Source organism: Nitrosomonas sp. Nm34, from assembly GCF_900113925.1.
Lineage (GTDB): Bacteria > Pseudomonadota > Gammaproteobacteria > Burkholderiales > Nitrosomonadaceae > Nitrosomonas.
The window spans coordinates 1-13550 of the sequence record NZ_FORD01000021.1 but is presented as its reverse complement, the minus strand read 5'-3'; the positions used below and the strand labels follow the sequence as shown (position 1 = coordinate 13550).

The following is a 13550-nucleotide window of genomic DNA, read 5'->3' as shown; positions in this document are numbered from 1 at the left end:
ATAATCTATTCCATAAAATACACAGATGGTCAAACCTCTCATATCCATTATCGTCGTCAACTATAATTCCGGTGATATGCTCTCTAAAGTCATGAACGCCTTATCAGAGCAGACCTACCAGAATTTTGAAGCCATTGTGATCGATAACCATAGCACAGATAGCTCCTGGCTGGCGGCTAAGGATACCACTTTCCCATGCCATCTTATCCGCCTTGACAAGAATATTGGTTTTGCAGCTGCTAATAATCTGGCCGCAACAAGTTATATTCAAGGCAATTGGTTATTTCTGCTGAATCCTGATGCCTATCCTGAACCGGATTGCCTGGAAATAATCACAAAAAATATTGTTGCGACACCTGAGATTGACTGCTTTGCATGCACCCTGATCAAGGCAGAACAGCCGTCACTGCTTGACGGCATAGGTGATACCTATCATATATCTGGGTTGCACTGGCGCAGCGGGCATAATGCACCTTGTACAATCACACCCATAAAACCAGTGGAGGTTTTTTCAGCATGCGCTGCCGCCGCCGTTTATCGCACCAAAACTTTCCTTCAACTTGGAGGTTTTGATGAATCATATTTTGCTTACTCAGAAGATGTTGATCTTGGTTTTCGATTACGTCTTTCGGGCGGGACATGCATTTTATTGCCTGATGCCAAAGTAAATCATGTGGGTTCGGGAATAACCGGTCGATCAAGCGCTTTTTCAATCTATTATGGACACCGTAATCTTACCTGGACTTTTATTAAAAACATGCCCATAGCTTTGATGGTTCTATTTTTACCGGTTCATCTGATCATGACGCTCTATGTTGGTTTTGTATTCGCGCTATCCGGCCGCTTCCATCCCTATGTACGCGCCAAATGGGATGCATTCAGCCAACTAGCTCCTCACTTGATTAAACGGAGAAAAATTCAGCATCAGCGTGTCTGTTCGTCACTCGAACTATTACGCCTGATGTGCTGGCTATCCCGCGATCGTTATTAATACATGATTACGCTGCAAAAAGACTCTTCCAATCAATGCGATGATGCGAGGCTGCCAGTTTCGGTCATTATTGTGAATTATAATGCGGGTTCATTTCTCACAGCCTGCGTTTCAGCCATTGCAGGAGAAGTTGAAGAAATAGTGATTGTTGATAATGCATCAACCGATGCCAGCATTACAACATTAGCGGAAAGATTTCCAGCACAGTCACGTATTAAGCTGATACAAAATAATGCTAATCTGGGCTTTGCTGCTGCCTGCAATATTGGCTTTAAGGCCTCAACAGCACCTTACATCCTGTTTCTCAATCCGGATTGCGAACCTCAAAAACAGTCGCTGCAACGCATGCTTTCCGTACTTGAATCAGACCCTGGCTTTGGTATGGTTGGAGGCCAGCTTATCAATCCAGATGGTACGGAACAAGGTGGCGCACGCCGCGACATCCCCACCCCCTGGCGTGCTTTTGTGCGCGCTTCCGGCTTGTATCGCCTGGAAAATTTCTGGCCGAAATTATTTCCCGACTTTCATCTGCACAAAAAGCCGCTGCCTGACAAACTGGTGGAAGTGGAAGCCACATCAGGTGCTATGATGCTTGTTAGGCGCGAAGCACTAGAAGCTGTCGACGGATGGGACGAAGGTTATTTTCTGCATTGCGAAGATCTCGACTTGTGCATGCGTTTCCGGCAAAAAGGCTGGAAGATACTGTTTGTTTCCGATGTACAGGTATTGCACTATAAGGGCGTATGCAGCCAGCCCCGCCCGATTTTTGTTGCTTGGCATAAACACAGAGGGATGATGCTTTTTTACCGAAAATTTTTTCATGATCAATATCCCAGAGTTTTGATGTGGCTGATCTTTGTAGGGGTATGGATGCGTTTTGCAGCAGTCGTAACCTTTCACTTGATCGGCTATCTTGGTAGTTTAGCGAGATTGCGTCGTGGCTGATCAATACATGGGGGTATTTGGCGCGACCAGTTCTGTTGGGCAGTGCGTATTGTCGTTGTTAAAGCAACATGGCTGGCAGGCAGCGGCATTTTCCCGCCACCAGGTTGAAGCTGAAATTATGCAACACAATCCGACGGTAACTTGGTACCAGCTTAATCATGAGTCCATAATAAAAAAGATGGGACAATCTGGGTCAAAAGGTAAAATAATTACTTCGTGGCTGTATCTGGCGCCGATCTGGACATTACCGACTTATTTTGATTTTCTGATAGCATATGGGGCACGGAGAATTGTGGTATTGTCTTCAACAAGTCTCTTTACCAAAGATAATTCTTCTGATAAAAGAGAAAAGGAAATAGCACAACATCTCGCTGAAGGAGAAACAAATTTACGTGTATGGGCTGAAAAGTACGGGATAGAATGGATTATTCTGCGTCCGACACTTATTTACGGACAAGGTCGCGATAAAAATGTCTCCGAAATAGCCCGATTTATTCGCCGCTTTAAATTCTTCCCGTTACTTGGCAATGCACATGGTTTGCGCCAGCCGGTTCATGTAGAAGATGTTGCTGCTGCCTGCTTTGCTGCTTTTTTAGCAAGTAAAGTAGTCAATCAAGCCTATAATATCAGCGGGGGGGAGAAACTTACTTATCGTGAAATGATCAAACGAGTTTTCGCAGCATTGGACCAGCCTCCTTATTTACTAACGATACCTCACTGGATTTATCAGTTAGCAGTAAGTATTTTGCAAAAATTACCGCGTTATCGTCATTGGACAGTAGCAATGGCTGAACGAATGAATCGTGATTTGGTTTTTGAGTGCGTAGAGGCAGCACGTGATTTTGGCTATACTCCTCGGCCGTTCATGCTGGCGAAAGAGGATTTACCTTAATGGCTGATATAAAAAACATTCTTTTACGAGAGAGAGATATCGTAAATTACCCTATCATTGCTCTGCTAAAAAATAATAGTAAATTTGCTTTTTAGTCAAGCTAAGAAATATTCCAAAATGTATTCCTTTTTTTATAACAGAGCAGCTGATTTTTCTGGCATATTGTTAGTCCTAGAAATTTTGGCACTCATTGATCTATTTTAGATGAAAGCAAAAAATACGCCTTATAACGAACTTGCCGAGGTATTAATCAGCTTTAAGCGCACATTTCGTACCGTTGGTGTTTTCAGTGCAGTAATTAATTTGCTGATGCTGATGCAGCCTTTATATATGTTGCAACTTTATGACAGCGTATTGACAAGCCACAACGAAATGACATTGTTGATGCTAACATTGATCATGCTGGGCGCTTTTATATTCATGGGTGCGTTGGAGTATATTCGCAGCTTGGTTCTGATACGAGTAGGGGCACAGTTTGATATGAAATTGAACAAACGTGTCTATACCGCAGCTTTTGAGCAAAGTTTACGCCAAGGGAATAGTAATGCGGGTCAGTCCTTACAAGATTTAACCAATTTACGCCAATTTCTGACAGGCCAGGCCTTATTTGCTTTTTTTGATGCGCCCTGGTTTCCAATCTATCTGCTGGTCATTTTTCTGTTTCACCCCTGGTTGGGTGTGCTTGCTCTGTTCGGCACGGCTGTGTTAGTGTTGCTCGCCTATATTAACGAGCAAGTATCACGAAAACCCCTCGCGGAAGCCAGCACTATGGCAGTAGCATCGACCTCATTGGCCACCAATAATTTGCGTAATGCAGAGGTAATTGAAGCCATGGGCATGCTGCCCAACTTGCAGGCGCGCTGGTACAAACTGCATGGTAAATTTCTGAATTTACAGGCAGAAGCAAGTGAAAAATCAGGCTTAGTCAGTGCCTTAACTAAAACGGCTTCGGTTACATTACAATCACTGATGCTGGGAGCAGGTGCGCTGTTGGTCCTGGATAACAGCATTTCTGCCGGCATGATGATTGCTGGCTCGATTTTAATGGGAAAGGCAATTGCTCCGGTACAGCTACTGATCGGTGTCTGGCGACAATTCGGGAGTACGCGTAATGCCTATGAACGGCTGACAAAATTACTCGAAGAGAATCCTCTCCGTCAGCCTGGTATGTCATTGCCCCAACCAGCTGGTGTAGTTTCGGTTGAAAATGTTATGGCGGCTCCGCCAAATTCAAAAATTCCTGTTATCAAAGGGTTAGCATTTAGTATTGCCGCTGGGGAGGTATTGGGTGTTATTGGTCCAAGCGGCTCAGGTAAGTCAACTCTTGCGCGATTGCTGGTGGGAGTATGGCCTGCAGCAGCAGGTAAAGTGCGACTCGATGGCGCAGATGTATATCAGTGGAATAAGGATGAACTGGGGCCCCATATTGGTTATTTGCCGCAGGATATAGAATTATTTGCTGGCACCATTAGTGAAAATATTGCGCGTTTCGGTGAGATCGAATCTGAGAAAGTGATCCTGGCAGCTAAGCGAGCAGGAGTCCATGAAATGATCCTGAGCATGCCTAAGGGATATGACACCTTACTGGGTGATGGTGGAAGCGGCCTTTCAGGTGGACAGAAGCAGCGTATTGGCTTGGCGCGCTCGATGTATGGTGATCCATCACTGATTGTGCTGGATGAACCTAATTCAAATCTGGATGATGTCGGTGAGCAAGCATTATTGGCAGCGATTGTCGACTTACGTAAACGTGGTAAAACAATCGTTCTAATCACTCATCGGACGAGTATTATTGCTGCCACTACCAAGCTACTGTTATTACGCGATGGTGTGCGCCAGATGTTTGGGCCAACTGACCAGATTCTGGCCGAATTGGGCAAACAGCAACAGGCACAAAAAGCGCTGTTAGCGCAACGACAGGCTAAGGAGCAAGATAGTAAAAGTGCTCAGACTGCTTAATATAGAGTAAATGCATGAGCGATGAGTCTGGTTTAACTTTGATCATAATCATACATGGCTGGTAAGCAGTGAAATAATGAACCCTCAAGAAAATTTGAAAACATTCTCAAATGACGTGACTGTGCAGGAAATAGAGAGATATGAAGCTCATTAGTCAGAAAGATAAAGAAGTGACTGACTCTGCAGTAATAGATATGGCAAACCCAGTCAAGACGGATGAAGCAAGCCATGCTCGTCTTGGTTGGTGGATCGTGCTGGTTGGGGTGGGCGGTTTTTTACTTTGGGCAACATTTGCACCTTTAGATAAAGGGGTACCGCTATCTGGCTCGGTTATGGTAGCTACGAATCGTAAAGCAGTTCAACATCAGACTGGCGGTATCGTGGATGATATTCTGGTAAAAGAAGGGGATGTCGTCAAGGCTGGGCAGGTACTCGTAAAAATGAATGATGTGCAGGTTAAAGCACAGGCAGAAGTAACGCGCGCCCAGCTCATCTCCGCCAGAGCAGTCGAAGCGCGGCTGATTGCCGAGCGTGATAATAAAGCTGAAATCGAGTTTCCACCCTTTCTGCTTTCTGCAACAGGTGATCCTCGTGTAAGCAGTAACATTGCCTTGCAGAAGCAGTTATTTACTTCGCGGCAATCTGCGCTGAAGCACGAATTGGCCGCACTGGATGAAAATATCGCGGGCTTGAGTGTCCAATTGCGCAATCTGGAATCTTCGCGTGCAAGTAAACAACAACAGTTGAAGTTTCTGAAAGAGCAGCTTGAGAATATGCGAGAACTAGCGCAGGATGGCTATGTCCCACGCAATCGTGTACTTGAGCTAGAGGGTACACATGCGCAATTAATGAGTGATATTTTTGCTGATACCGGTAATATCGGTCGCACTCAGCGTCAAATTTCAGAATTCAATCTCCACCGAATCCAGCGTCTGGAGGAGTATCAAAAAGAGGTTCGACAGCAATTGACAGATATTCAACGAGAAGCTGAATCGCTTGATAGTCGCCTCTTAGCACAAGATTTTGAATTGGCTAACGTGTTAGTAAAAGCCCCAGTGGATGGTGTGGTTGTAGGAATCAATATCTTCACGCGTGGAGGAGTGGTCGCTCCAGGGTTTAATATGATGGATATTGTCCCGACAGAAGATTTGCTAGTCATCGAAGGGCAAGTACCCGTTCATCTTATTGACAAAGTGCATGCGGGTCTTGACGTGGACTTCATATTTACTGCCTTTAATCAAAATAAAATTCCACGCATACCTGGGTTTGTGACGCATGTATCAGCAGATCGTTTAACCGAAGAAAAAACGGGTAATCCTTATTATCAATTAAAAGCCAAGGTCAAACCAGAAGGAATGAAACTGCTTGCTGAATTTCAAATACGGGCTGGGATGCCTGTAGAAATTTTTGTAAAAACCGGGGAACGTTCGCTGATGAATTACATGTTGAAACCTTTTCTCGATCGAATTCATAAAACGCTTGTGGAAGATTAGCCGTGCCGCTGCGTGTGTTTAAGCCATCTTTATTATCAATTGTTGCGCTTACCTTAGCGTGGCAGGTAGGGAGCGTTCAGGCAATGGGTTTATTAGAGGCTTATGAGGCAGCCTTGATGAATGACCCGACCTTTCGTTCAGCAATCCATGAAAATGAAGCTGGTCAGCAATCAATCGCGCTTGGACGATCTGGGTTGTTGCCGACCTTGTCTATTACTCATTTACAGTCCTGGAGCCGAGGAACGCAAAGTACAGCTAATGCGCCTACATCTTCTCTGAATTTTGATAGTCAGGTCACTACGCTAACGTTGCGACAACCGCTTTTTAATATGGAAGCAGTAGCTGGCTACGATCAAGGTTATGCGCGTGCAAATTCAAGCGAGGCTAAATTAATCAGTCAGAGTCATCAACTTATCGTCCGGTTGATGGAAGCCTATGCCAATACGCTGCTTGCTCAAGATCGACTGAATCTAGCCAAAGCAGAACATAATGCGCTAGAAGAGTTAAAACATGTCAATGAGAATATGCTGAGGCGAGGCGAAGGTACTCAGACAGATTTGATTGAGACGAAATCCAGACATGCTTTATCACAGGCGAAAGTGATTGAAGCACAAGATGAACTGGAAGTTGCGCGACTGGCTTTGGAGGCAATAATAGGCAAACAAGCGGTGCAGCTTGATTCATTAGCAGGTAATTTTAAAGTACAGCCAATTTACCCGGCTGATTTTGAGAGCTGGCGTGAGCTAGCTATGGAGCGAAATGCTGAGTTAGTTAGCCAACGGCATCTCGTGACATCCAATCAACTTGAGGTAAAGAAAAGTCGTGCTGGCCATGCACCTCGCGTTGACTTGGTTGCAAGCCTGAACAGACAGAATGCGGCATCGTTTCTTTTCCCTAATCGGGATGCACAATTTGGGACGGTAGGTGTAGAAGTCAATTTACCGTTGTATGCAGGTGGGCGAGTGGTTGCGACTACTAATCAGGCACAAGCAAACAAAGCGCGCGCAGAGGCTGATCTGGATGCATTGAGTGATAGGGTTCTTGTGGAATTGCGTAGGCAATATCAGTTGCTGCAAAGTAGTATTCGGCGAATAGAATCACTAGATTTAGCTGTTGATTCAGCGCTTTTACTAGTACAAGCCACCGAGAAAAGCATCAAGGGAGGCGTACGCATCAATCTTGATTTGTTGAATGCGCAAAGCCAGCTTTTTTCCGCACAGATAGATTTGGCAGAAGCCCGGTATAATTATCTGCTTGCTTATCTAAGATTGCGTCTAGCGGCAGGCACGCTGATACTGGAAGATCTAGAAAAGGTTGCAACCTATTTTGTTGCAAAAAATTGATCACCATCATTTTTTGCTTGCCTCAGAAATTTAGGTTGAGCTGTTTATTAAGTGTTATGAATGGTCAGTAGCGCTATTTCGTACCCGATTAGCGTGAGGTAACCAAACAATATCAAGTAGAGCAAATGCCTGACTTGGAGTTTCGCAATCAGCTGGTGGTTATGATGAATAATAAGAAAGATCAGCGCCAATGAAGTAAGTGCGAGCTTGAAGTGAACAAACTTTTCTATGCTGTCTTCCATCAATATTGCTATGAAGATGTTAAGCTCTGTTCCTCCCCTAGCTAGAATATTAAGCGTTAGTAAGGCATCCATCGCACTTAGTAAAACAATTGCAATTGTGCATAACACAAGATGGGGCGCATATGAATCAACATAAGCGGCCCCTGCACCTGAGCGTCGCTTATAAATACGTCTTCCTTTCTTGATCCCCACGTGATAAAGGCAGAAAAAAGGGATGTTAGCTCGACGATCCCGCGACCGCTGATCAATTATTGTCTTCATGTTAATCAAAAAGTATGCACTCTCAACAACAAGCACAAAATTATGCTCCGCTGCAAATGGTTAAAATGGTAGCAAAATAATCATGAATAGAGATTATTTGTGTAATGTTGAGCTAGTTCAAGTGTACTGATGTACAGGTATTACAAAAAGTTAGCGTTATCAGTCAAGTCTTTATGGTGTTTATCATGAAAATAAAGTTGACATCAATGCCCATAACAGGTTGTAATATGCGGTTCTATTGAGTAAGTAATTATCCAATTAATTAATAACCTATAAAACACAATGAAACGTACATACCAACCATCTGTTATTCGCAGGAAACGTACACACGGTTTCCTTGTACGCATGAGAACCCGCGGTGGCGCAGCGGTCATTCGTGCGCGTAGAGCCAAAGGCCGAACTCGCTTGAGTGTCTAGAAGACAATTCATAAAAAGATGCGCACACCTTTATCGAATGGATAGGTGAGGAATTATTCTTTCTCTAAGAAACGACGATTGCATAAAGCAACGGAGTTTCAGGCTGTTATTCGTTTTAGGTGCACGGTTAGTGGTGAATTTCTCCAATTCTGTGTAAAACCGAACAATTTGGATCATCCACGGCTAGGACTGATCGTTGCAAAGAAGCTGGAGCGACATGCAATCAAGCGGAATCGTTTAAAACGATTGCTGCGGGAGGTATTTCGTAGGAACCAGCAAGAGTTGGACAAAATGGACTGTGTTTTTCGGCTACAGCGCTCATTAACTCAGATTGACTCTGTTCGTATCTGGCAGGAAGCTGAAATGCTAATACATAAACTTAGGACAAAACAATGTTACGGTTGATGATAGGTCTTATCAAGCTATATCAATATTGCATCAGTCCTTTTTTTCCACCTTCCTGTCGCTTTAGCCCAACTTGTTCAAATTATGCAAGCGAGGCGCTGACAAAATATGGGCTTATCAAAGGAATGAGATTGAGCATAAGTCGTATTTTACGTTGTCATCCGTGGAATCATGGTGGTTATGATCCTGTTCCCTAAAAACTTTAAAAAAGATTATCGCTATAACTAGTTTGACTAGATTAAGATGGAAACAAAAAAAATTGTATTGATCATCATTTTTAGCACATCGTTGCTATTTCTTTGGGATGCATGGGTAAAGGAGCGGGATAGACTGGATAAATTGGCAGCTGGTCCAGCAGCCAGTACAGTTATCACTGAAAATGCACAGTCTCAGCAGAGCCATGATGCGCTACCTGTTCCGGGCGATACACTCGCTTCTTCTCAATCAGATACTGCACAGGTACCAGGAGCTGAAGAGGCACCATCAGCTGTGACACCACGTTTATTGGCAACAGGCGAGCAAGTTAAAGTTGTTACTGATATGGTGATAGCAGAGATTGATACTGTTGGAGGAGATCTTCGCCGTCTGGAATTACTCAAACATCTATCCCGTGAAAATAAAGAAATTCCTTATGCATTGCTGCAAAGTCAAGGCTCCCGTATTAGCGTGGCACAATCAGGCCTGATTGGAGATGGTCTGCCCAATCATAAGACGGAATACAAGCTAGATTCCGATACGCATAATTACAGCTTAGCGGCTGATCAAGACAAGGTTGTCGTTCGCCTTATTGCTCAAGAAGTAAACGGCATACAAGTTGCTAAGATCTACACTTTCCATCGTGGTAGCTATGTCATCGATGTTCAATTTGAAGTGAAAAATCTGGGAGAAGCGACTATACGACCATTTGCTTATTTCCAGATATTGCGGGATAACGCGCCACCCGCAGGCGAGACAATGATGATTCCTACTTATCTGGGCGCTGCTATTTATACCGAGGATGGGAAGTTTCAAAAAATTCAATTTTCTGATTTAGATAAAAATAAAGCAGATTACCCACAAAATGCAGATAATGGCTGGATCGCTATGCTGGAGCATTATTTCGTTTCAGCCTGGCTGCCAGAACAAAAAACACCTCGAGAGTATTTTGCAAAACGGATAAGTGATAACTTATACACGGCTGGTGTAATCGCACCGGTTGGTACCATTGCACCCGGTCAAACAACTAGCATAACGATGCCACTGTATGAGGGGCCACAGGAACAGGACAAATTGGCAGAATTGGCACCCGGTTTGGAGCTGACAGTTGATTATGGTTGGCTTACAGTGATTGCTGTACCATTATTCTGGCTACTTTCGTTTTACCATGAATGGGTTGGTAACTGGGGGGTTGCTATCATCCTTCTGACAATGACGGTCAAGATTTTATTTTTCCCGTTGTCAGCGGCAGGTTATCGGTCCATGGCTAAACTGCGTTTAGTGACACCGAAGCTACAACGTATCCAGGAACAATACAAGGGCGATCGCCAACAAATGCACCAGGCAATGATGCAGCTTTACCAAGAAGAAAAAATTAATCCGATGGGTGGGTGTCTTCCTATCTTGGTACAAATTCCGGTGTTTATTGCTCTGTTCTGGACGTTGCTTGCCGCTGTTGAACTACGCTATGCACCGTTCGCATTGTGGATTACGGATTTGTCTTCACCTGACCCTTACTACGTGTTACCGGTGTTGATGGGGATCTCAATGTTTATTCAATTTAAATTGAATCCCAAGCCGACTGATCCAATACAGGCTAAAGTCATGCAGATCATGCCGCTCATGTTTAGTGTATTTTTCTTCTTCTTCCCGGCTGGTCTCGTATTATATTCATTAGTAAACAATGTGCTATCAATCGCCCAACAGTGGCAGATAACACGAATGTATGGACAACCTGCTGCACCAGCAGTAGACAAAAAGAAAGTAAGAGAAAAAAGAAAATCTTAAAAAGTTGTTCTATAGAAGTGAGCGTATTATGTATTATGTTGCATAAGCGCTCACTCTATCTTTAGAAAAGCTTCGTTATTACAAACATTAATAGCAAGTCATATTTATTTCCTTAAACAGTAAGGTTTAAAGCCTTACCTAGAAGAATCATATGCTTAGCAATGACATCATTGCTGCCATTGCCACGCCGCCTGGAAGAGGAGGCATTGGTGTGATACGTATTTCCGGCAGAAATTTGCAATCTCTTGCTAAAGCCATTCTTGATTCAATTCCTCATCCCCGTAATGCGCATTTAAGTTATTTTCTTGATGAGAATGGCCATATGATCGACCAAGGTATCGCCATTTATTATCCATCTCCGCATTCTTATACCGGTGAAGATGTACTTGAATTACAAGGTCATGGTGGTCCGGCTGTTATCAATTTACTCTTGTCGCGTTGCCTTCAATTGGGTGCCAGATTAGCTGAACCAGGCGAATTTACACTACGTGCCTTTCTTAACAATAAGCTTGATCTAGTCCAAGCTGAAAGCATAGGGGATCTAATTGACGCGACTACGGCAGATGCCGCACGCTGCGCCATGCGCTCCTTGCAAGGAGAGTTTTCTGCCACTATTCAAACATTGGTGCGAGCATTAATCGATTTGCGCATGCTGGTCGAAGCCACGCTCGATTTTCCAGAAGAAGAAATCGATTCCCTGGAATCGGCCCATGCAGCAACGCGATTGCAGGATATTCGTGGAAAACTGGAACGCGTTCTAATTTCATCCCGCCAAGGCAGTCTGCTACAAGAAGGAGTAAAGGTCGTGCTGGTTGGGCAGCCTAATGTCGGTAAATCTAGCCTGATGAACCGGTTGTCCGGGGATGAAGTGGCCATTGTGACAGAAATACCTGGCACAACGCGCGATACCATTCAACAATTGATTCAGATTGAAGGCATACCGGTGCATATTATCGATACCGCTGGATTGAGAGAAACTACGGATATTGTTGAGAAAAGTGGCATCGCTCGTACTCATGCTGCGATCAAGAAAGCAGACCTGACACTATTGCTGATCGATAGCCGTTATGGCCTGACAGATGCAGATCAGCAAATATTGCAAAGCTTGCCGGTCGGCTTGCCGCTACTCACGGTCTTTAATAAAATCGATTTATTAAATGAAAGTGCTCGAATCGAGAAGGAGCCAGGCAAACCTATTGTTCATCTCTCAGCTAAAACAGGCGCTGGCCTAGAATCATTACGCATGAAAATGCTTGAGATAATCGGTTGGCAATCCAATATCGCAGGTGAAGGCATATTCTTGGCACGACAACGGCATCTCCAAGCGCTGAATAAAGCTAAAACACATCTTGATAATGCAATCCCATGGGTGGAAAACGGAAGAGAATTAGAGTTATTGGCGGAAGAATTACGGTTGGCACAAACCGCATTGTCATCAATTACAGGAGAATTTACTGCTGATGATTTATTGGGTGAGATTTTTTCACGATTTTGCATTGGAAAATAATTACTCTTCCGATCGATTCCAACTTATTCCACAAAACTACTGATATACCATCCTATAGTTAGTGCCAGCCCGAAAACCCTCTTCTCCGATAAGAAACATGGGGTTGCACCTAATTTAAGAAATGAAGATTTCTGAGGAATTGAGTTAAAGTGACATTATTAGGTGGTTTTGGCGCATTTTCAAGCAAAACAATTTCAAACTTCGATGGCGGATTCAAATCAGCGAAAATATTGTCCTCAAAGACAAACAGTTCATGATTTTCATTTTTTTGCTCATCCTGTTTATTCTAATTCTCAATAGAAATATTAATTATAGGGTTATGTAATCTCTTGTAATTAATTCTTTTATATAAAAAATTATTAACTTTTTTATTCGGAAGTGGAATTAGATGTGAATGACGAAAATAGCGTCATCCATATTGATCGCGTTTTCTGCCGTCGATAGTAAACACGAATGGTATTCTGCAGAATACGCTGAAACAACAGTGGCAATTCCTCAGGCGAATTTGTCTGCATACTTCTCGGTCAGTTTCATCATTGAATCTTGCACAATGTCCAATGCCGCATGTTCGTCCTGTACAGCAAACAACGCCTGCTTATACGCACGCAGTTCAACCTTGCTCTAAAAATCAGAAAACTCTCGACGAGTAGCCAGAATGGTTTACTTTAATGCAGAATTCGAATCATTTCCTGGGGACACGAAAAGCTGCAAAAATTTCTGATTCTATTGAGAAGTGAAGAGGCAAGCTCAGGGCAGGCCTAAATTAACAAAGGTAAAAGAATAACTTGCAAGCTCACTTTAGAGAAACGCCTTTCTGGTAGAGCCTGCGGCTCAATTTTACCATCGGGTGGCTACCTCTCCAGATCATGCTTTTCGCCCATGCCAGCATGGTTGCGGTATCCACCCGTTGGGCTCCATCCCAATGCTGTTCCCAAATTTCCCAACCTCGTTCGATGGGATTGTACTTGCTGTGGTATGGCGGATAGTACAGCAGTTGGATAATTTTGCCGGTCGCACCAGCGAACTCCACCATGCGCTTGAGGAACCGGGTGCGCACCCCCGCTGCTTTGCGGGCCATTGTCCACTTTGAGTTGGATATGCGTCATCACGGC

General features: G+C 43.9%; 13 protein-coding genes and 1 pseudogene. 11 read left to right on the top strand and 3 right to left on the bottom strand.

The features are described 5' to 3' along the window. The first annotated feature begins 25 nt into the window (after nt 1–25). The 6 genes from BM283_RS09870 (at nt 26) to BM283_RS09845 (ending at nt 7623) form a co-directional block, all read left to right on the top strand. Nucleotides 26–991 (top strand): glycosyltransferase family 2 protein, encoded by a 966-nt coding sequence (locus tag BM283_RS09870; protein ID WP_090692554.1) that lies wholly within the window; start codon nt 26–28, stop codon nt 989–991. Nucleotides 992–994: 3 nt separating this feature from the next. Next, nucleotides 995–1936 carry a glycosyltransferase family 2 protein gene (locus tag BM283_RS09865; RefSeq protein WP_175492093.1) on the top strand — a complete coding sequence of 314 codons (942 nt, stop codon included), beginning with the start codon at nt 995–997 and terminating at the stop codon, nt 1934–1936. Continuing rightward, nucleotides 1929–2828 carry an NAD-dependent epimerase/dehydratase family protein gene (locus BM283_RS09860; RefSeq protein ID WP_090692551.1) on the top strand — a complete coding sequence of 300 codons (900 nt, stop codon included), beginning with the start codon at nt 1929–1931 and terminating at the stop codon, nt 2826–2828. Before BM283_RS09865 ends, BM283_RS09860 begins: the two co-directional genes overlap by 8 nt. A gap of 204 nt (nt 2829–3032) precedes the next feature. Further along, the gene (locus tag BM283_RS09855) at nt 3033–4787 is read left to right on the top strand and encodes a type I secretion system permease/ATPase (protein WP_090692549.1); all 1755 of its coding nucleotides are present in this window, start codon (nt 3033–3035) and stop codon (nt 4785–4787) included. Nucleotides 4788–4927: 140 nt separating this feature from the next. After that, entirely contained in the window at nt 4928–6280 is a 1353-nt protein-coding gene (locus BM283_RS09850; RefSeq protein ID WP_090692547.1) for an HlyD family type I secretion periplasmic adaptor subunit, read from the top strand. 2 nt (nt 6281–6282) lie between these two features. Continuing rightward, complete coding sequence (locus BM283_RS09845) at nt 6283–7623, top strand: TolC family outer membrane protein (protein WP_254776316.1); 1341 nt, start codon at nt 6283–6285, stop codon at nt 7621–7623. A gap of 47 nt (nt 7624–7670) precedes the next feature. On the opposite strand, the gene BM283_RS09840 is transcribed toward BM283_RS09845, so the two are convergent. Then, nucleotides 7671–8126, bottom strand: coding sequence for a DUF5658 family protein (locus BM283_RS09840; protein ID WP_254776315.1), 456 nt, complete (start codon nt 8124–8126; stop codon nt 7671–7673). Between the two features lie 282 nt (nt 8127–8408). Here BM283_RS09840 and rpmH point away from each other — a divergent pair, with 282 nt between their 5' ends. From rpmH to mnmE, 5 genes are all read left to right on the top strand, one after another. After that, nucleotides 8409–8543: a 50S ribosomal protein L34 gene (rpmH, locus tag BM283_RS09835; RefSeq protein WP_090692545.1), complete on the top strand. Its 135-nt coding sequence runs from the start codon at nt 8409–8411 to the stop codon at nt 8541–8543. A gap of 45 nt (nt 8544–8588) precedes the next feature. Beyond that, a complete protein-coding gene (gene rnpA / locus BM283_RS09830) occupies nt 8589–8948 on the top strand; it encodes a ribonuclease P protein component (RefSeq protein WP_090692542.1) in 360 nt (119 codons plus the stop codon). Continuing rightward, a complete protein-coding gene (gene yidD, locus BM283_RS09825) occupies nt 8936–9145 on the top strand; it encodes a membrane protein insertion efficiency factor YidD (RefSeq protein WP_090692540.1) in 210 nt (69 codons plus the stop codon). Before rnpA ends, yidD begins: the two co-directional genes overlap by 13 nt. Before the next feature lie 46 nt (nt 9146–9191). Next, nucleotides 9192–10931 carry a membrane protein insertase YidC gene (yidC, locus tag BM283_RS09820; RefSeq protein WP_090692537.1) on the top strand — a complete coding sequence of 580 codons (1740 nt, stop codon included), beginning with the start codon at nt 9192–9194 and terminating at the stop codon, nt 10929–10931. Between the two features lie 151 nt (nt 10932–11082). After that, entirely contained in the window at nt 11083–12438 is a 1356-nt protein-coding gene (mnmE, locus tag BM283_RS09815; protein WP_090692535.1) for a tRNA uridine-5-carboxymethylaminomethyl(34) synthesis GTPase MnmE, read from the top strand. 386 nt (nt 12439–12824) lie between these two features. On the opposite strand, the pseudogene BM283_RS19985 reads toward mnmE, so the two are convergent. Further along, a pseudogene (locus BM283_RS19985) lies at nt 12825–13047 on the bottom strand (RNA polymerase sigma factor); the annotation flags it as partial. 184 nt (nt 13048–13231) lie between these two features. Beyond that, on the bottom strand, nt 13232–13471 hold the full coding sequence (locus tag BM283_RS09805) for an ISAzo13-like element transposase-related protein (RefSeq protein ID WP_368086426.1): 240 nt from the start codon (nt 13469–13471) through the stop codon (nt 13232–13234). Between the last annotated feature and the right edge of the window lie 79 nt (nt 13472–13550).